General features: G+C 65.1%; 19 protein-coding genes and 1 pseudogene. 7 read left to right on the plus strand and 13 right to left on the minus strand.

From position 1 onward, the window contains the following. Positions 1–603: 603 nt before the first annotated feature. The gene (locus tag AAAX31_RS03385; protein WP_349076181.1) at positions 604–1,887 is read right to left on the minus strand and encodes an ATP-binding protein; all 1,284 of its coding nucleotides are present in this window, start codon (positions 1,885–1,887) and stop codon (positions 604–606) included. Positions 1,888–2,199: 312 nt separating this feature from the next. On the opposite strand from AAAX31_RS03385, the gene AAAX31_RS03390 reads away from it, so the two are divergent. Genes AAAX31_RS03390 through AAAX31_RS03400 form a run of 3 tightly spaced genes read left to right on the plus strand, consistent with a single transcriptional unit; the run spans position 2,200 to position 3,676 of the window. Beyond that, positions 2,200–2,538 (plus strand): ATP-binding cassette domain-containing protein, encoded by a 339-nt coding sequence (locus AAAX31_RS03390; protein WP_349076182.1) that lies wholly within the window; start codon positions 2,200–2,202, stop codon positions 2,536–2,538. Then, the gene (locus tag AAAX31_RS03395) at positions 2,535–2,822 is read left to right on the plus strand and encodes a transposase (RefSeq protein ID WP_205163146.1); all 288 of its coding nucleotides are present in this window, start codon (positions 2,535–2,537) and stop codon (positions 2,820–2,822) included. Before AAAX31_RS03390 ends, AAAX31_RS03395 begins: the two co-directional genes overlap by 4 nt. Continuing rightward, the gene (locus AAAX31_RS03400) at positions 2,819–3,676 is read left to right on the plus strand and encodes an IS3 family transposase (RefSeq protein ID WP_250786823.1); all 858 of its coding nucleotides are present in this window, start codon (positions 2,819–2,821) and stop codon (positions 3,674–3,676) included. Before AAAX31_RS03395 ends, AAAX31_RS03400 begins: the two co-directional genes overlap by 4 nt. A gap of 27 nt (positions 3,677–3,703) precedes the next feature. Here the strand turns inward: AAAX31_RS03400 and AAAX31_RS03405 are convergent. The 12 genes and pseudogenes from AAAX31_RS03405 to AAAX31_RS03460 form a co-directional block, all read right to left on the minus strand. Next, positions 3,704–4,015 (minus strand): annotated as a pseudogene (locus AAAX31_RS03405) (response regulator transcription factor); the annotation flags it as partial. Beyond that, positions 4,002–5,291, minus strand: a complete 1,290-nt coding sequence (locus AAAX31_RS03410) for a histidine kinase (protein WP_250786822.1) — start codon at positions 5,289–5,291, stop codon at positions 4,002–4,004. The gene AAAX31_RS03410 and the pseudogene AAAX31_RS03405, both read right to left, overlap by 14 nt. 42 nt (positions 5,292–5,333) lie before the next feature. After that, a complete protein-coding gene (locus AAAX31_RS03415; protein ID WP_118335422.1) occupies positions 5,334–6,074 on the minus strand; it encodes an ABC transporter permease in 741 nt (246 codons plus the stop codon). Between the two features lie 12 nt (positions 6,075–6,086). Then, positions 6,087–6,875 (minus strand): ABC transporter permease, encoded by a 789-nt coding sequence (locus AAAX31_RS03420; protein ID WP_250786821.1) that lies wholly within the window; start codon positions 6,873–6,875, stop codon positions 6,087–6,089. Positions 6,876–7,034: 159 nt separating this feature from the next. Then, positions 7,035–8,012 carry an ATP-binding cassette domain-containing protein gene (locus tag AAAX31_RS03425; RefSeq protein ID WP_250786820.1) on the minus strand — a complete coding sequence of 326 codons (978 nt, stop codon included), beginning with the start codon at positions 8,010–8,012 and terminating at the stop codon, positions 7,035–7,037. 174 nt (positions 8,013–8,186) lie between these two features. Continuing rightward, positions 8,187–8,471, minus strand: a complete 285-nt coding sequence (locus tag AAAX31_RS03430) for a Txe/YoeB family addiction module toxin (RefSeq protein ID WP_349076183.1) — start codon at positions 8,469–8,471, stop codon at positions 8,187–8,189. A gap of 14 nt (positions 8,472–8,485) precedes the next feature. Next, entirely contained in the window at positions 8,486–8,737 is a 252-nt protein-coding gene (locus AAAX31_RS03435; protein ID WP_250786818.1) for a type II toxin-antitoxin system Phd/YefM family antitoxin, read from the minus strand. A gap of 175 nt (positions 8,738–8,912) precedes the next feature. Beyond that, on the minus strand, positions 8,913–9,923 hold the full coding sequence (locus AAAX31_RS03440; RefSeq protein WP_250786817.1) for a histidine kinase dimerization/phospho-acceptor domain-containing protein: 1,011 nt from the start codon (positions 9,921–9,923) through the stop codon (positions 8,913–8,915). Then, a complete protein-coding gene (locus AAAX31_RS03445) occupies positions 9,920–10,606 on the minus strand; it encodes a response regulator transcription factor (RefSeq protein WP_250786816.1) in 687 nt (228 codons plus the stop codon). The genes AAAX31_RS03440 and AAAX31_RS03445 overlap by 4 nt, the downstream gene beginning before the upstream one ends. A gap of 112 nt (positions 10,607–10,718) precedes the next feature. Next, entirely contained in the window at positions 10,719–11,558 is an 840-nt protein-coding gene (locus AAAX31_RS03450; RefSeq protein ID WP_250786815.1) for an ABC transporter permease, read from the minus strand. Beyond that, on the minus strand, positions 11,558–12,391 hold the full coding sequence (locus tag AAAX31_RS03455; protein WP_250786814.1) for a bacteriocin ABC transporter permease: 834 nt from the start codon (positions 12,389–12,391) through the stop codon (positions 11,558–11,560). The genes AAAX31_RS03450 and AAAX31_RS03455 overlap by 1 nt, the downstream gene beginning before the upstream one ends. Then, on the minus strand, positions 12,388–13,101 hold the full coding sequence (locus AAAX31_RS03460) for a lantibiotic protection ABC transporter ATP-binding protein (protein WP_250786813.1): 714 nt from the start codon (positions 13,099–13,101) through the stop codon (positions 12,388–12,390). Before AAAX31_RS03460 ends, AAAX31_RS03455 begins: the two co-directional genes overlap by 4 nt. 380 nt (positions 13,102–13,481) lie before the next feature. On the opposite strand from AAAX31_RS03460, the gene AAAX31_RS03465 reads away from it, so the two are divergent. From AAAX31_RS03465 to AAAX31_RS03480, 4 genes are all read left to right on the plus strand, one after another. Beyond that, positions 13,482–14,084 (plus strand): hypothetical protein, encoded by a 603-nt coding sequence (locus AAAX31_RS03465; protein WP_349076186.1) that lies wholly within the window; start codon positions 13,482–13,484, stop codon positions 14,082–14,084. Between the two features lie 54 nt (positions 14,085–14,138). Continuing rightward, positions 14,139–15,566 (plus strand): DUF6273 domain-containing protein, encoded by a 1,428-nt coding sequence (locus AAAX31_RS03470; RefSeq protein WP_250786810.1) that lies wholly within the window; start codon positions 14,139–14,141, stop codon positions 15,564–15,566. Between the two features lie 571 nt (positions 15,567–16,137). Next, a complete protein-coding gene (locus AAAX31_RS03475) occupies positions 16,138–18,477 on the plus strand; it encodes a heavy metal translocating P-type ATPase (RefSeq protein WP_349076187.1) in 2,340 nt (779 codons plus the stop codon). A 147-nt stretch (positions 18,478–18,624) separates the two neighbouring features. Next, entirely contained in the window at positions 18,625–18,846 is a 222-nt protein-coding gene (locus AAAX31_RS03480) for a heavy metal-associated domain-containing protein (RefSeq protein WP_343000661.1), read from the plus strand. Positions 18,847–18,956: the final 110 nt, after the last annotated feature.

The following is an 18,956-nucleotide window of genomic DNA, read 5'->3' on the forward strand; positions in this document are numbered from 1 at the left end:
CGCCGCGCGGCCGTGCCCCTCGTCGTGCAGCTCTGCCGCTCGCAGTCTCATTCCGACGTCGTACAAAGCGTTTCCAGCCATAAAAAGGCCTCCCATTTCTTGTGTCCAAGAAATGGGAGGCAGTTCATATTGCCATGGGGCCTTTCAAAAAAAGACCCAAGCATTCAATCTGAAGCGTCAGTATCTTGAGTAACCATTATGAAACTGAGTGTGTGCAACTCAGAATCTCTATCCCATTCAAATTGAGCCATGAGTTTTCTTCAGTAGCTTTCGCTCAAAAAGCACCAAGCCAATCGCTTCTCCGATTTCAGCGCACCCAAGAGATCTGTCCACCGTATCGGTTAACGACGATTCCGGAACGAGGCCTGATTCCAATAGTGATGATAGACATCGAAACGCTCATAACATCAAAGCATGAACGAAGTTGTACTGTTATTTTGATATCGAATCGGAGGAACGATTCTCTACGATGTTATTCTCTCCATAGCTAACTAGATATCCACTGCCTACTGCCGCCGGAAAAGCAAATGACCATATTGGGATTCCATTATTGCTAGATTCTATAATTATCTGAAAAAAAATTCATAGATGAAAAAAATCCTTCTACGCCAGTAGTGGCCTTCTTTGCAAAAAGAAATCCATAACATCTAAGATACGAATCCCGTCAATCTCCCTTGGATAACTCCCCCGGGCAGCAATTACGAATTTCGGATATGCATCCCGTATGGCGCGCAGCGGCCTGAGCTCACGCTCCATGGTGGCCGAGTCAGTCATATCCTCGGTTACCTGAATGTACGCACGCCCGTCTGACCTCGACGCCACGAAGTCCACCTCACCTGAGCGCAGCTTTCCAACGCTCACCTCAAAGCCCTCGTAGCGAAGTTGCAAATAGACCATGTTCTCAAAGACACGCCCCTGATCGGAATCACGGTAGCCCTGCAGATAGTTGCGGATTCCCGTGTCCACGATGTAACGCTTTCCACCCGTCTTCAGGAGATCCTTGCCCTTGATGTCATAGCGCCGAACAGGATAGAAGAGATACGCCTCATCAAGCGCCCCCATGTATGCGTCAACAGTACCGTTCGCAGCCTCGACGCCGTCAGCCCGCAACGCTCCGGCAATACTGTTGACAGAATTCTCTTTACCGATATTGTCTGCAAGGAAGCGGCATGTCCGCTCCAGCAAATCAGGGCTTGTGAGCTGCCTGCGGCCACGCCTGCGATCGCGCTCGAGAATATCCCGGATGACGACCGTCTCGTACAGTGACCTGCAATAGGCCTTATGAACCGCCCCGTCTAGCGTACCCAAGGATAGGTACGGCAGCCCGCCGTAGCGACGATAATGATCAAACAGGCCAACCGCCGTGCTAAGCGAGCCATCCGGCAACTCGAAGACATCCATCCCAGCCGCAGCGCGAGAGGACAGTGACGCTCCCCGGAAATCGAGAAACTCCGAGAAGACGAGCGGCAGCATCTCGACCTCCACATAACGCCCCGAGAGCAGCGTGGCAAGCTCGCTCGACAGCAGATAGGCGTTGGACCCCGTGATATACATATCGCAATCAAGGTCAACGTGCAGGGAATTAATCGCGCGCTCCCAACCCTCGATCTCTTGGAGCTCGTCAAAAAAGAGATAGGGATGGACGATTCCCTCTGTCCGTTTGCGAACAAGCTGGTAAAGCCCGCGATAATCCAAGCCATCAAACTCCATGGACTCCATCTTGAACGTGAGAAGTCGCTCCCGGGAAACGCCCTCCCTTGCCAGATGCTCGCGCATCATGTCCAGAAGGGTCGACTTCCCGCAACGACGAACCCCCGTAACGACCTTGACGAGGTCTCGATCCCGAAAGGCGAGAAGCTGGTCAAGGTACTTTTGACGGATAATCATCACGCCTCCATGTGAAAGATCTTCATCTAATGCAAATTTTTAACATTGTAATCTAGAAGCTCTCAGAATCGAGGGAGATGCGGCGCGATTCATTTTCCGGCTCCTTCCTCGACGCAGCTTATGACCTCCACTTGCAACTGTATCCCCCACCCACGCTGGTGTGGTGGCACCAGAACCGAGACCGAGACTGCCATCTGGAGATGGCAACCGACTGGCGCGCGGCGTCGGGGCGCACGGGCGGTGGTTCCATGGGTGGCGTCGAACGGACGAGTCGGTGGGCGCGGAGCGCCCGCCCGAAGGGAGGTGCCGCGCATGGCTGCGGCGGAGGTGAGGGCCGAGGGCGTCAAGCGCTGGGCCGACACGGGCGAGGAGCGCGTCCCGGTCCTCAGGGGCTGCTCGCTCGCGGCCGCGGGCGGGCTCACGGCGATCGTGGGGCCGTCGGGGGCGGGCAAGACGAGCCTCCTGTACTGCATGAGCGGGCTGGACGCCCCGGACGAGGGTCGTGTGCTGGTCGCGGGCCGCGACCTGTACGCCATGGGCGAGGGCGCCCGCACCCGCTTCCTGCGACAGGCTGCGGCGTTCGTGTTGGATTGGCTACACTGGTGTGGACAGTTCCGGGAGGGGCGCAAGAGACGGGAGGGCCGTATATGAGGGACCCCAGGCACCCGAGGCATTTCACCGACGAGTTCAAGAGGCAGATAGTCGACCTCTACAACGCCGGCAAGCCCAAGCGCGAGATCATGGACGAGTACGACCTCGGCAAGAGCACCGTGGAGAGGTGGATCAAGTCGATAAACGCGACCGGCTCGCCGCGCGCCGCGGACAACCGCACGCCCGAGCAGAACCGGATCCTGGAGCTCGAGCGCGAGAACCGCAGGCTCCGGATGGAGGTCGACGTCTTAAAACAAGCGGCGCTGATATACGCTCGAAAGTGAGGGCCATAGCGGCCAACGAGGGCCGCTACCCCATACCAGCGCAGTGCAGGCTCCTCGGCGTCGCGAGGTCGACGTACTACTCCATGCGCTCGCGGCCCGACCGGCCCGCCGCGCCGGACCCCGCCGCGCCGGCCGTGGTCGCGGCCCACGCCGCCAGCAAGGGCCGGTACGGCTCGCGCAAGATAAAGGCGTCGCTCGAGAGGTCGGGCGTTACCGTCAGCCGGCGCCGGGTCTGCCGCATCATGAGGGAGAACGGCCTGGTCAGCGCATACGCCAGGAAGAGGTTCAAGGTGCACCCCGGGGCGGTCAACGAGGCCGACGTGCCGAACGTCGTCGCGCGCGGCTTCGGCGGCAGGGCGCCGCGCACCCATATATGCAGCGACCTGACCTATGTGCGCGTCGGGGCCTCGTGGAACTACGTCTGCCTGCTCGTCGACCTCTACAACAGGGAGATCGTCGGCCACTCCGCCGGGCCCAGGAAGGACGCCCGGCTGGTCAAGTCGGCGTTCGCGACGCTCTCCTTCCCCATCTCGGACATCGAGGTCTTCCACACGGACCGCGGCAGCGAGTTCGACAACGCCGAGATCGACCTGATGCTCGAGGCCTTCGGCATAGAGAGGTCGCTGTCGGCCAAGGGCTGCCCCTACGACAACGCCGTCGACGAGTCGACCAACAGGATACTGAAGGCCGAGCTCGTCCACCGCGAGACGTTCGGCACGACGCGCGAGCTCCGAGCCAAGCTCTCGGACTACGTGCACTGGTACAACAACTTCAGGATCCACTCGACGCTGGGCTACATGTCGCCGGTCGAGTTCAGAAAGGCGGGGCTGTCCCTCCCGGAATCGTCCAAATAGGTGTTGCCAATCCAAGTCGTCCTCGTCGTAGGTGGTGAGCATGAGCACGCGGACGCCCGGCCAGCGGCGCGTGATCGCGGCGGTGGCGTCGATGCCGTCGAGGACGGGCATGCGCACGTCCATGAGGACGACGCGAGGCAGGTCGCGCCCGAGCTCCTCGGCCCGCTCGATGCGGTCGATGGCCTGACGGCCGTCCTCCGCCTCGAGCACGATGGCGAGGCCCGGGTCGCGCCGCACCATGAGCGCGAGGCCCAGGCGGGTCTCGGGCTGGTCGTCGACGATCATGACGGGGATGCGCGCGGACGCGGCCGCTCCCGCGATGCCGCTATTCGTCGCCATCGGGCTCCCCCTCCCCTTCGCCGGCCCCCACCAATGACGGCAGATGCGCCTTGAGGCACCAGCCGCCCTCGCCGACCGGACCGGCGGAGAGGGTTCCGCCCGATTCCCCGACCTCTCTGCGCAGGCGGGAGAGGCCCATGCCGGTGCCCGGACCCCCGGCCCCCTCGCCAGGGGTTCCATCGTCGCGGATTGCGACGTCGGCAGAGCCATCCCCGCCGTGGTCCACCGAGACCGTGAGCCGCGAGAGCCCCGCGGCGTGGCGCAGCGCGTTCGTGACGCCCTCGCGGCAGACGCGGAAGGCGAGGCCGGCCTGGGAGGGGTCGTCCGGGCGCACGCCCGTCTCCGTGAGGGCGGCCGTGACGCCGGCGGCGCGGACGGACCCAAGAAGAGCGGCGATCTCGTCCCAGCGATGCCGCTCGGCCGGCTTCTCGGTGGGCGCGGAACCCGGCAGAGCGGATGGCGCCGCCGTGCTCCTCGCCTCGCCCGCCAGCGCCCGCACGGCGCGGCGCGTGTCGGCGAGCCCCGAGCGCGCCAGCTCGTTGATGCTCGCGATGGCCCGGTCGAGCTGCTCGTCCCCGGTCGCGCCGGCGAGCCCCTCCGAGAGCGCGACGATGGCCGTGAGGTCGTGTCCCACGGAGTCGTGCAGCTCGGCGGCGATGCGGCTCTTGGCGAGCGCGCGGTCGCGCTCCGCCTCGGCGCGGGCGGCCGCCTCCGCCTCCCGGAGGCGCTGCAAGCGGAAGCGCGAGAGCAGCGCCGCCCCGAGCACCAGCATGAGCGGGTACCCGATGCCGGCGAGCGTCATCGCAAGCGAGGGGGAGGGCGATGCGGAGGCACCCGCGAACCCGTCGACCACGGCGGAGAGCGCGACGGCCGCAACGGCGGCGACGCCGCCCGCGGCCGCCTCGCGCCGGGGCGCGCGGGCCACGCAGGCGTAGAGCGCGACGAGCGGGAGGAAGTACACGTACGCGAGCGCGCCCATCACCGAGGCCAGCAGGCCAACGACCGACTCGAAGAGCACGGAGACGACCGGAAGGCGGTAGCGCAGGAACAGCGCCGCGCAGCCGACGGCCATGAGGACGAACAGGGCGGCCTGGGACGAGGGCGCCGACAGCGAGGGGTCCGCCCCCGCGAACACCACGCGGGCGAACATCGCCGCCTCCCACGCCACGCAGAGCACGGGCGCGGCGAGCCGCAGAAGGGGCGCGTCGTCCCACGCGTCCAACGGCGCGGCGGCGCCGGAAAGGCCCGGCCCGCATGGCCTCACGTCCAATCCCATCACCTCACATCCCGACACCACATTGTACGAGCACGCCGGGCGCTACTTCGCCGCGACGACGTCGCGCGTGCGGAGCCAGGCCGAGGCGAAGGCGACCGAGCAGGCCACGTAGACGACGCTCAACACGGCGATCTGGGCGATGTGCGGCGCGTCGAGCACCACGAGGGCGTTGCTGTTCATCCCGGACTGCATGAGCGCGTACGGGAAGACGTAGCCAAGGCCGCCCATCGCCGCCATGATCCCCAAGATCCCGCCACCCAGCCCGACGCCCACCGGCACGGCGAAGTTGCGCACGAGCATGGAAACGACGAGCTGTATGCCGCAGATGGCGAGGCTCCCAATCCAGCCCAGCACCACCTGCTCGGCGAACGACGCCACCGGGAAGGCGCCGGGCACGTGCAGGACGATGCCGCTCGCGACGAAGAACGCCGTCATGGCCGCGAACGCGACGAGGTCCAGGAGGGCGAGGACCGCGAGCTTGGCGACGAACACGTCGCGCGCGGGCACCGGGGCGACCATGAGCTCGTTCCAGTTGGAGCCCATGTGCTCGAGCCGCCACAGGTAGCTCGCGCCCGCGCCGATGAGCGCCGGGAGGAAGAAGTAGCAGATGAACAGGGTGTGCTGGGTCCAGAGGTTCTCCCAGCCGGGCGTGAGGAGGTCGAGGTTGGCCACGTAGTTGGCGCTCCCGATGAGCGCGGAGACGGCGGGCAGCGCGGCGAAGGCGGCCCAGACGGGCGCCCGGCGCATCTTGATGAACTCGGCGGATATGCAGGATGCAAGCATGATCAAACCTCCCTACAGCTCGCGGGCGGCGAAGGCGCGCCTGGAGGCGATGAACGCGGCGACGGTCACGGCGACGCAGACGGCGAGCCCCGCGGCCGGGAACGGCGCCGCCCAGAACCTCATGTGCTGCGAGGCGTCGTAGGCGCCGTCGACGAGGCGACACACGAAGAAGTACGCGCTCGGCACGAACCAGCTGAACACCGGAGGCAGGTAGGCGATGAAGAGCCCGAGGAAGCACAGGCCCACGCCCACGATCATCGGCGCGAACTGGTTGGCGGTGGCGAGGCAGACCGCCTGCACGATGGTGATGAGCATGGCGCACACGACGAACGTGCTGATGGCGTAGCGGGCGAGCAGGGCCGGCCCCGGCAGGTTCTGTTGGAACCCGATCCCGTACGCGACCGCCGCGACGCCCGCCGTCTGGACGCCCACGACCACGGCGAGGATCAGGAGGCACGCCGCCCACTTGGCCGCGACCACGCGCCCGCCGTCCTCCATGGTGAGCAGCAGCTTCCACATGTTCGCCCGGTTCTCCACGTCGGTGACGGTGGAGGCCACGATGGCGCAGAGCAGCGGCAGGACGATGGCGTTCAGCTGCGGCAGCATGTAGAGGATGCCGTCGAAGTCAGGGTTGTGGCGCACGGTGTTGGAGGCGCCCGCGACGAGCCAGGCGAACTGGAACGCGAGCAGGCCCAGGCTCGCCAGCCACAGGTGCTTGCGGCGCGCCTTGGCGAACTCGAGCGCGACGGATTGGACGAGGCCGGGCTGGCCGGTGTCCGATGCAACAACTTGAGATGGCATATGTCTTCCTCCAGTCGAAGAATGTGAACTGCGATGTTCCATGCGAAGGGTTTTCCTGGTGCCGCAGATTGCCCCGAAAGAGGAGCGACGCGTACTTTGGTACGCGAGCAACGGTTTGATGGGCAAGGTGCGGTACCAGGGGAAGCCGCAGCGAAGCCGCTACAGCGTAGCCTCCATCCCCGTGAGCTTAAGGAATATGTCCTCCAGCGACTCGGCGCGCTCCTCCAGCCGCACGACGCCGATGCCTCGCTTCGCGAGCCCGAGCGTCACCTGCCCGGCGGTCGCGTCGTCCACGGCCTTGATGCGCAGCCACTCCCCGTCGGCCACCGCGCCCGGCAGCGCCCCCGCCGCCGCGGCGTTGTCCGTGGTGCGCAGCGCCAGCCATCGGCGCGCGCGGGCGTGCAGGTCGGCCATGCTCCCCTGCCAGACCATGCGGCCCCTGTTGATGATGCCCACGTGGTCGGCCATCTGGTCGATCTCGGAGAGCAGGTGGCTGGAGACGATGACCGTGCAGCCGAAGCGCCCCGGCATCTCGCGCACGAGCTGGCGGATCTCGTGGATGCCGGAGGGGTCGAGGCCGTTCGTCGGCTCATCCAGGAGCAGCAGCCTTGGGTGCCCCATGAGCGCGGCGGCGATGCCCAGGCGCTGCCTCATGCCGAGGGAGAAGTGTCCGACGAGCTTCCGCTGCGTCTTCGCGTCGTCCAGGCGCACGACCGAAAGGACCTCGTCGATGCAGCTCTCGGGCAGCCCGCGCAGGCGCCGCACGATCTCGAGGTTCTCGCGCGCCGTGAGGTGCGGGTAGCAGCTGGGGGCCTCGATGAGCGAGCCCACTTCGCGCAGCACCTCGAGGCGGTTGTCCGGGGTCATCTCCCGCCCGAGCACGACGGCCTCGCCGCCTGATGCGTGCACGAGCCCGAGCAGCATCTTCATCGTGGTGGACTTGCCCGCCCCGTTGGGGCCGAGGAAGCCGTAGACCGCGCCCTCGGGCACCTCGAGGTCCATGTCGTCCACGACCGTCGCGTCGCCGTAGCGCTTGGTGAGCCCGCGGGTGGATACGGCGAGGGACTCGCCCGAGGCGGCCGGCGCCGGCGCCCCCTCGACCGTCCCCGCCGGACGTTCCAGTACCTGAGAAGTCATATCGTGTCCCCTTCTTGTGAATGCGTTCGTACGCGCCGTCTCTGTCGGCGCGGTTACATTCTTTCGCGGAAGGGGCACGGAGCCGGCGCCGCTGGGCCGGTTGACACCTTAGGGTGACAGCGGGTTTCAGAGGCGGAGATGATGTCGATGAGGGTCGCGTACAGCGTCCAGCCGTTATCGCACCCCGTCATAATGCGTCCACATGCGAACGACCTTGACCGCACCCTCATAGAGGGCGCCGTCCCTCTCAATCTCCTCTTTGATTACTTCGTAAACGAAGCGGTGTTGCAGGCTGATGCGGCGAGAGTAGAGGCCAGATAGATTGCCAACGAGGGCCTCATAGCGCGGAGGAACCTTGAAGGGATCCTCCCGCACTGCCGCGACGAGCGCCTTCGCCTTGCCGGCAAGCCCCGCCGCCTTGAGCTGCTTTGCATCCTTCTGGGCCTGCTCGGTGAACACGACAAGCCACATGGCTACCAGTCCAGCGCGTCTTCGGTGGCGCAATTCTCGACCGGCTCCGCCTTCCCTGCAACAATCGACTCGGCAACGCCGGGAACACCCATGAGATAGAGCGTCTCCTCGATAGAGGCCCACTCATCCTCTCCGACGAGCACGGCACCCTTACCGCGACTGTTCGTGATGGCCACCGGAGCGCAGTCCTCGTTGACGCGCGCGATAACGTTGTACAGGTCCTTGCGTGCCGCCGTTGCCGTAATAGAAGTCATGCGGCCTCCCTTCCCAAAAGCGTACGCTTTTACGTACGTCTATGGTAAGACGGAGAGACAAGGGTGTAAAGTCCCCTCGCTGCGCACGCCCACATCCGATATGGATGAAGAGTCGGCTGGGGCAGTCAGGCATCCCCGTCAATCGGTTCTATTTCACTGTTGCGCACTTCGGAGCTTAGCCTCGCGAATCCGCATCGGGTTCCGACCGCCCCTCGCCGTCCCGCTCGTCCTCCCGCCAGGCGGCGATGATGTCGATGAGGGCCGCGTCCAGGCGGTGGGTGGCATCGAGGATGGCGCGGGCCTCGTCGGCCTGCTCGCCCCGGAGCCGCCCCTCCTCGAGGTCGGCGGCGAGGAGCTCGGCGTTGCCCTGGATGAGGGTGAGCGGGGTCTTGAGCTCGTGGGCGAGCGTCTCCATGCGCTCGCGCCGGGTCTCCTCGGAGGCCATCTGCTCCTCGAGCGAGCGTTTAAGCGAGACCCGCATGCGCTCCATCGCGGCGAGCACGTCGTCGACCTCGGCAACGTCGCTCGTTCCGACGGGCCTGTCGAGGTCGTCGGCGGCAACGGCGTTCGCCGCCGCCACGAGCGGCTCCATCTTGCGCGTGAGCACGCGCGCGGCGCGCAGGGCGACGAGAACGACCATGAGAACCGTGCCGATGATGGTCGAGGCGAGCCAGAGGTCCTGGGGGTTCGGCCAGGACGCGTCCCGTGCGCGGTCGGCCCAGTGGGGCATCATGTCCCAGGAGATTGCCGCCCAGGTACCATCGGCGAGCTTCACGGCCGCCACCCGCGCGTACGAGCCGGACGAGACGTCGGGGCCGGGGCGGGCGGACGTCTCACCGGCGGCAGCTGCGGAGGAGACCGACGTCTGGGCGCTGGCGAGTGCCTCCTCCCCCATGTCCGAGAAGAGGACGCTGCCCACGGCCGAAAGCCGCGCCACGCGGTATGCGGTGGAGAGCGAGTCGGGATCAAGATGACCCGCCGAAGCGATGTCGCCGACAGTCTCGTCCGCATGGGTCGAGCCCCAGTCCGCCGGGAGCACCTCGCCGCGCGCCATCGCGCCGAAGAACAGTGCCCAGGGCCCGCCCACGGTCAGCAGCGCCCCGAACAGGACGAGGGCGAAGTAGCGACCGACTACGAGGGCAAGCGGGACGCGAATGCGGCCGTCCAAACCGCGAAGACGGCTCATCTCCCCGCCTCCCACTTATATCCGACACCCCACACGGTGGCGATGGGGTCGACGCCCGCAGCCCGGAGCTTGGCACGCGCCTTGCCCACGTGGACCGAGACGGCCGCGTCATCCGCCTCGCTCTCCCAGCCCCGCACCGCCTCGCGAATCTGCGACCGGCTGTAGGCGCGACCGGGATGCTTGGCGAGAAACTCGCAGATGCCATATTCGGTAGGCGTGAGGGGGACGGGCGCGCCGGTCGAGCCGTCGGGAGCTGTCACGTTGAGCTCGCGCGCCCCGAGGTCGAAGCGTGCACGTCCGAGGTCGAGCACGCTCCGGCGCACCCGGCGCTCGCGGCGGAGCGACGCAGCCACCTTCGCGCGCAGCTCCGCCACGCCGAAGGGCTTGCGCACGTAGTCGTCGGCGCCGAGGCCGAGGCCCAGCACCGCGTCGTCCTCGGTGACCTTGGCCGTGAGGAACATGATGGGCCCGTCGAAGCGGCCCCGGACGAGGCGGACCAGTTCGAAGCCACCGAGACCGGGCATCATCACGTCCGTGAGGATAAGGTCGTAACGAGAGAGATCCATCGCAGGGACCGTCGTTGGGTCGTCGGCGCACTCGACCTTGTGACCGTCGCGGGAGAGAGCCCGCTCGAGCAGCTGAAGTATGGCGCGGTCGTCGTCGACCGCAAGGATGCGGGCCATCACACTCCCCCTCAATAGCGGATTTGCTCGTTCCATCCTAGTTCATGTTACCCGTGCGAGATCGAACGATGGCAGACGCGTGGCGAGCGGAACGGCAGGCACCCCCGCGAGCTCACTCGCCCTTCCTCCCCTCTTCGAAGAAGCCAATCCAGACGAGAAGGACGACAAGGCAAATCGCCGTGACCACCAAGGCAAGGACAGAAGTCACCTCAAGCTGCCATATCACCGCGCGCAAACCCGTATCCGTGGCAAGCCCAAGCTCCACGAGCAGCGACCCCAGCCGCTCCGCCCAGGCGAACGGCACGTAGCCGAGCACACCCGACGAGGCCGCGGTGAGCTCGCCGGTGACAAGCCCGTGCGCGAGGCCGCCCACGGCGAAGAGGGCGCAGGCGAGGCCCGCCGCGCCGACCCCGATGGCGGCGTTTCTGCCGAGGGCGAGCGCGAGCCAGGCCGACGCGACGTAGAGCACGAGCGAGCCCGCCGCCATGCCCGCGGCGGCGCGGGCGTAGACCCCTGCCGAGAACGCGTCGCGCCCAAAGGCACCGATCACGCCGGCAAATGACCCGAGCGCCACCGCCATCGCAATGATGCCGAGCAGCCACAGCACGAGCACGCGCGCGGCGAGGGCGATGCGCCTCGACGGCAACGCGAGCAGGTTGGAAAGGCCGGACGCCTCGCGCTCACCGTCGATATCCAGGCCGCACACGATCGCGACCATGAGGGGCATGAGCGCGCCGATAAGCTGGACGAACGCGTCCGTTCCAAGTCGCGGATCCCACGGCGCCACGCCGAAGTATGCCCCGCAGGCAACGCCGGCGATAAGGCCGCACGCCAGGTGCAGCGCGATCAACGGGGAGCGCTTGAGCCGCACGCACTCCGAGAGCACGGCGCGCCATAGGGACATCCGGGACGTCTGGCCAACGCTCGAGCCAACATGCCTTCCGCTTCCCATCACAGTTCCTCCGATCCCCTGAACCAGACCGCACCGACGAACGTGAGCAGCACGAACGCCGCCGCGCAAACCGCGAGCGCCGCCGCCTGAACAGGCCCGAAGGACCCGATCGCAGCCGCGAGCCCGGGCGACGCCGAGAGCGGCTCGGCCGTGGGCAGCACAGGCAAGAAGGCGCTCGGCATGATGACGGAGGCCGCCGGCGGAAGCGCCCACCACAGGCCTCCCACCGCGGACCACGCGAAGCCCCCGCCGATCTGCACCGCAAGCGGGCCCAGTACGCCAGCGAGCATGCCGACCCGGCAGACAAGGAAGAGCGTCACCGGAATCATCCACGACGTCGCGATGACGCTCGTCACCGCAGCGGCCGCCATCGCGGGAACCGATGGCCCACCCGGGTTCACGACGGCACCCACGAGGTACACGGCGAGTACGCAAGCGTTCGAGAGCGCCGAGAGCGCGAGGCACCAGAGCGCCTTCGCCCACCAGGCCTGTCCGAGCGGAGCCGGGCTGGAGAGCGGCACGTGGCCGCGCAGCCGCGCATCGTAGTTGGCCACGCACGCGGAGATGAGCGTGAGCGCCACGGGCAAGAGCAGCACGTAGTAGTAGTTCCATGCCGAGAACGAGAGCCCGGCACTCATGCCGAAGCGCCCCGAGAGCGGGCCGAAGAGCAACGGGAACGGCAACGCAAGCGCGATGGCGACCTTGACCGGCGCCCCGTGGGAGCTCTTCAGCGCCTCGGAGCGCAGGGCGCGGAAGAGGCCGGGACGGCGCGCTGATCCCGCCTGCGGCACCGGCTTCTCGACGCGCTCGGACACAGCAGCAGACCGGCTCATGCGGCCACCCCCGTCCGTCGGCACACGTCCATGAACAGGGCCTCGAGGTCCTGGCCCCTCTGAAGCGGCGCCTGGTAGGCGAGCCGGCCGCCCGTAATGATGCCGATGTCATCGGCCGTCTGCTCCACCTCACCCAGGATATGGCTCGATACGATGACCGTGATGCCGCGCTTGGGGAAGCTGCGGATGAGCCCGCGCAGTTCCTCGATGCCGATGGGGTCGAGCCCGTTGGTGGGCTCGTCCAGGATGAGAAGCCGCGGGCTCGCGAGCAGCGCGATCGCGATGCCGAGCCGCTGCTTCATCCCCAGGCTGAAGCGCCCGGCGCGCTTGGACCCGGTGTCTTTAAGGTCAACCGTCTCGAGCACCTCGGCGATGCGACCCTCGGGGATGCCCAGCAACGTGGTGCGCACGAGCAGGTTCTCGCGCGCCGTGAGGTTGGGGTAGAGCGGCGGCTGCTCGATGAGCGAGCCGATGGAATACAGGTCGTTTCGACTCCACGGATGGCCATCGACCAGGATCTGCCCCGAGGTGGGGCGCAGCATCCCCGTGACCATCTTGAGCGTGGTGGACTTGCCCGCGCCGTTGGGGCCGAGCAGGCCGTACACGCGCCCCTCCCCCACGTGCAGGCTCACGCCGTCGACCGCCATCTGCGCGCGGCTGCCGCGGCCGAACCGCTTCGTGAGCCCGCGCGTCTCCAATACGTATGCCATGAGAGCCTCCATCCCAAGGATTACTTACTTGCAATTCCTAGGGTGAAGGCCGTTTCTAAAGAAGCGTTAAAGGCCGGAAGATAAACTCACGATAGCTGCCCGGGACAAGGGTCAACTGCAATTGGGGCAGGCCGCACAGCGCCTGCGGGGGCCTGCCGCCGATGTCGCGCATCGTCGGCGTCAACAACGTCATGGCACACAACACCTAGTGCGGACGGCGATCGAAAGACGGTCGCCGCCCGTCTTTCGTCTTCTACCTTCTGCGTCGTAAACGACAATACTCAACGGTATACGTGGGCAGCGCGGCTATCATAGTACCTTATCGATATCCGCACTGCCCACGTATACGCGCGGCAACCCATGCCAGACAAAGGAACGCCATGGATACTACCGATAGCGCCTATGGCGACAAACTCATCCGTCTCGATACGTTCGATACCGCCGTGGCGGTCAACCCCAGCGCCGAGGACGACGCCAAGCGTCGGTTTATGACGCTTATTCTTCAAACGACCCGTCGCAACAACGGCAACATCGGGCACGTACTGCGCGCGACCAACACGAGCGGCGAAGCCTTTGCCGTCAAGCTACTCAAGGACAACGCCATCCTTTCCGGCCAAGCCCTCGACCGCTCCGCCGAGCAATCGGCCGCGCACCTGGCCAACACCGCCGCTCTGTTCGAGGAGTACCGTCATCTGTGTACCGTCTCGCACCTGCGCGGATTTCCGCGCGTCTATGGCTACGGATCGTGTGAGGATGACCCGCTCATCCTCATGGAGTGGGTCGAGGGCACCTCGCTCAAGCAGGCGCTGCCCCTGCTTCCGCGCGACGCCTCGGGCGGGCTGACCACCCAGATGGTCGCCGCCGTCGGAAACGCCGTGCTTCGCGCGCTCTTGATGACCCAGGGGCTCGTGAATCCGGTCGTCCATCGCGACCTGTCGCCTGCCAACATCATGTTCCGCACCACCAGCCGAACGCTCGAGTAGCAGATCGTCGATTGCTCCTTTGACCCCTGCCTCATCGACATGGGCTCCGCGACCATGGCCCTCGGCGACGACACGATCACCCGGCGCGCCGACATCTGGCGCTTTGCCACGCCCGCATACGCCGCGCCCGAGATGCTCACGCAGGATATCGAAGGCATCGCGGCCCTTCGCCGCTCGCCCGCGATCGACGTCTATGCGCTTTCGAGTATTCTGTACCAGCTCTACAGCGGTCGCAAACCGTTCGATGTCGAGTCGACGGGTGCCGCGGCAACCGGCTCGTTCTGCCTCATAAAGACCAAGACCAAGCCGGCACCGCTCGAGCCGCGATGCAATGACGACGAGGCACTCGTCCAGATCATCATGAAAGGTATCTCGGTTGAACAGGGCGATCGCCCCACCGAGCAGCAGATGCTCGAGGCGCTCTCGGCATACCTCCCCGCTGCAGAATCTGAGGGCTGCGAGGGCGCGGGCAATGACGCCGTAATCGACATCGACTCCGGTACGCACCTTAAGGTCGACGTCGCCGGCGAGCGCGCACGAGAGATCCTGGAGCAGGCCTGTCACGATGCCATGACCCGCCGTCGCTTTATTATCGGCGGCGTCGTTGCAGTCGTTGCGGGGCTCGGCGTCATTGGCGCGGCGACCCGTGGCTTTGGCATCCCCGACTACCTGGACGGTATCCGCAGCTCGCTTGACGACTACACCTGGGCTCAGCTGCAGGAAATTTCGCTCATGATTAAGGCCGCCGGGACCCGTAGCGAGGCACGCGAGATTGCCAAGCGCTATCATCTGCTCGATGCCGATGGGCATATCCCCTATCCGTGCACCAAGCGCGTCACGCTCACCAACGGGCTGGAGGTCGGCGCACAACTCGTGGGCATCCGCCACGACGAGCTTCTGGACGGGACGGGCAAGGCCGGACTGACGTTTATGTTCGATGCCGGCATTGCCGAACGCGACGCCGCGGCCCAACCATTGAGCGCCGGCTGGGCAGATTGCGAGCTGCGGGAATGGCTCGACAACGACGGCCTTGAGCTGCTGCCCAACGAGTTGCGCGTGCTCATCAAGTCTGTCAAAAAGATCTCGAATAACGTTGGCGCCGCCAGAAGCGCATCGTGTCTGAGCGAGTTGTCCGCAACCCTTTGGCTGCCCGCCATGGTCGAGCTGTGCGGTACGCAACCGCCCTATTCGTTTGCCGAGGGCTATCACTTTTTGGCCGACATCTACAACGGCGAGGGCAAGGAGTACCAACTGTTCCGCGAGCTTAAAGTGAGTCCGTATTCCACGAACGAGACGATGGTTCGCCAGTGGAAGGGCAAAGACACCTGTTGGTGGGAGCGCACGGTGAGTCCCGACACATCGGAGAGCGAAGGCACGCTCTACATGAACCGTGTGGGCCACGACGGCGACGCCTTTATGTACGCCACGCCCGCAAGCAAACCCGACAAACGGACCTGCGTGATCCCCGGGTTCTGCCTCTAGGGAGCGGGTGTCTTGCCGTAACGGAACCCCTCCCCGGCAATTGTCTCGATCTGTAACACTAGCTCGGCAGATACAAGTCTAGATGTTACAGAACGAGACAAACCCCAGCCCCGCGAGACAACATCTCAATCTGTAACAGTAAGGGGTCAAAAACCTCTCTAGATGTTACAGATCAAGACATTTGAGTTGACCGCGGACGGCCTGTCTCGATTTGTAACAGTTAGAGGTCATATTTGCTGCTAGATGTTACAGATTGAGACATTGAGTTTCCCGCCAACTGTTTATCTTGGTCTGTAACAAATACTCGGTAAAACGGGGTCTAGTTGTTACAGATCGAGACGTTAGTTTTCGGCTGAAATGTTTGTCTAAATCTGTAACAGCTATGGTTCAAAAACCGGTCCAGACGTTACAGATTGAGATGTTTGGCAGAGGCGACCATTGATCGAGCCGCCACCCTCATCTGTAATGAAAAGTCATACATTCCAACTATTACTAGACACCCCCTGGGGGTATGGGTGTATAGTATCTGCGGGTTAACAATTCCAACACCGAACTACAGAAAGGAGAAGCCATGGCTCAAGATACGTTCGACGTGGGCGGCATGACATGCGCCGCTTGCCAGGCGCACGTGGACCGCGCCGTCAGCAAGCTCGACGGCGTCCAAAGCGTCGCCGTCAACCTGCTCGCCGGCTCCATGCTGGTGGACTATGACCCCGCGCAGGTCTCCCCCGACGACATCTGCACCGCTGTCGATCGCGCGGGTTACTCGGCCTCGCCCGTCAGTACGGGCACCGAAACCGCCCCCAACGGCAGCGCGCAAGCCAGGTCCGGCGCCGCCCATATGGAGTCGCCCACCAAAAAGCTGGAGGCCGTCGCCTCCGCCATGCGCACCCGCCTCATCATCTCGATCATCTTCCTCATCCCGCTGTTCTACATAGGCATGGGACACATGCTTGGCTGGCCGCTGCCCAGCGTCTTCACCGACCACACCCACAGCATGACGTTGGCGCTCACCGAGCTCGTCTTGCTCATCCCCATCGTCTACGTCAACGACGCGTACTTTATCAACGGCTTCAAGTCGCTCGTACACGGCGCACCCACCATGGACGCGCTCATCGCCGTGGGCGCCACCGCTTCCATTGCCTGGTCGCTCTACGCCATGTTCATCATGGCCGACCAGCTAGCCGCAGGTCAGATCCACGAGGCCATGATGACGGGCATGGACAACCTGTATTTTGAGAGCGCCGGCACGATCCTGTCGCTCGTCACCGTGGGCAAATACCTCGAGACGCGCAGCAAGTCCAAGACCGGCGGCGCTATCGAGGCGCTCATCGACTTAGCACCCAAGACCGCGACCGTCGTGGCAGAGGACGGCAGCGAGGCCACCGTCGACGTCGATACCATTCTGCCCGGCCAGGTGCTGCGTGTGCGCCCCGGCGAGTCCATCCCTGTCGATGGCGTGGTGCTCGAGGGCAGCTCGGCCGTGGACGAGAGCGCGCTCACCGGCGAGTCCATCCCCGTGGAAAAGACCGCCGGCGACACCGTCAACGCCGCCACTGTCAACCGCACCGGCTCGTTTACCTTCCGTGCCACACGCGTGGGCGCCGACACGTCGCTCGCCAAGATTATCCAGCTCGTCGAGGACGCCAACGCCACCAAGGCGCCTATCGCCCGCATGGCCGACAAAGTCGCCGGCGTGTTCGTGCCCGTGGTGTTCGTGATCTCGGCTGTGACCTTTGCGGCGTGGATGGCACTGACCGGCAGCATAAACGAGGCGCTCACCTCCGCCGTGGCCGTACTGATGATCAGCTGTCCGTGCGCATTGGGTCTGGCCACGCCCGTCGCCATTATGGTCGGCACCGGCAAGGGCGCCGAGATGGGCATTCTGTTCAAGAGCGCCGAGGCGCTGGAGAATCTGCGCAGCGTGGGCACCGTGGTGCTCGATAAGACGGGAACGGTCACTCGCGGCAAGCCTGCCGTGACCGATATCGTGGTAGCCACGCGTGCCGACGGATCGCCCGCCATGAGCGAAAAGGCGCTGCTCAAGCTGGCCGCTGCGCTGGAGCGCTCAAGCGAGCACCCGCTGGCCGAGGCGATTATGGCCGAGTGCGAGGCGCGCGGAATCGTCGCACGCATGGTCGAGGACTTTGCCGCCGTGCCCGGGCGAGGCGTTACGGCACGCGAGGGGCAGAATGTCATCGCCGCCGGCAACGTGCGTCTGATGGACGAGCTGGGCGTGAAGGTTCCCGCCGGCCTTGCCGAACAGTTCGCGGCCGAGGGCAAGACGCCGCTGTTCTTTGCCAAGAACAGCGAGCTTGTCGGCACCATCGCCGTGGCGGACGAGGTCAAGGAGACGAGCGCCGGGGCCATCGCCGCACTGCGCTCGCTTGGCGTCGACGTGCGCATGCTCACCGGCGACAACCGCGCGACAGCCGAAGCGATCGCCCGCCGCGTGGGACTGAGCAGCGAGCAGGTCATCGCCGACGTCCTCCCCGCCGACAAGGAACGCCACGTGCGCGAGCTGCAGGATGCGGGCAGCAAGGTCGCCATGGTGGGCGACGGCATCAACGACTCCCCCGCCCTGGCGCGCGCCGACGTGGGCCTTGCCATCGGTACCGGCGCCGACATCGCCAAAGAAGGGGCAGATGTGGTTCTCATGCGCAGCGACCTCATGGACGTCGCCCGTGCCATCGAGCTGTCGCGCGCCACAATTCGCAACATCAAGCAGGACCTGTTCTGGGCGCTGTTCTACAACGGCATCGGCATTCCGCTGGCGGCGGGCGTGTTCTTCCCCCTCACCGGTTGGCAGCTCTCGCCCATGTTTGGCGCCGCGGCGATGAGCCTGTCGAGCGTATGTGTCGTGTCCAATGCCCTGCGCCTGAAATCCTTTAAACCCAAAGTGGCAAAATAAGCTCACCATTAAGTCCATTTAGAACGGGTTTTCCAGGTGCCCGAGATTGACCTGAAAGAGGGGCGACGCGTACTTTGGTACGCGAGCGACGGCTTGAAGGTCAAGGTCGGGTGCCTGGGAAAGCCGACACAACAGAGAGGAATATCCATGCGTTACACAATCAAGACTTCCGGCCTCATGTGCGGCCATTGCGATGCCACCGTCGAGACCGCGCTGCTCAACGTGGTCGGCGTGACCGACGCCGATGCCGATCACGAGACTCAGACCGTACAGGTGGAGTGCGCCGACACCGTGACCGCTGAACAGCTCACTGCCGCCGTCGAGGGCGCCGGCGAGAAGTTCCACGCCCTTTCGGTGACCGCCGCGTAGCAGACGCTGCCTACTCAATCCTCAGAAGTTGCGGTGAAATACGGACTGTTGTGCCGCCCTAGGCCTTTGAACGGTCCGTATTTCACCGCAACTGACGGGGACATCCGAAA

Source organism: Collinsella sp. CLA-ER-H5 (genome assembly GCF_040092375.1).
GTDB lineage: Bacteria > Actinomycetota > Coriobacteriia > Coriobacteriales > Coriobacteriaceae > Collinsella.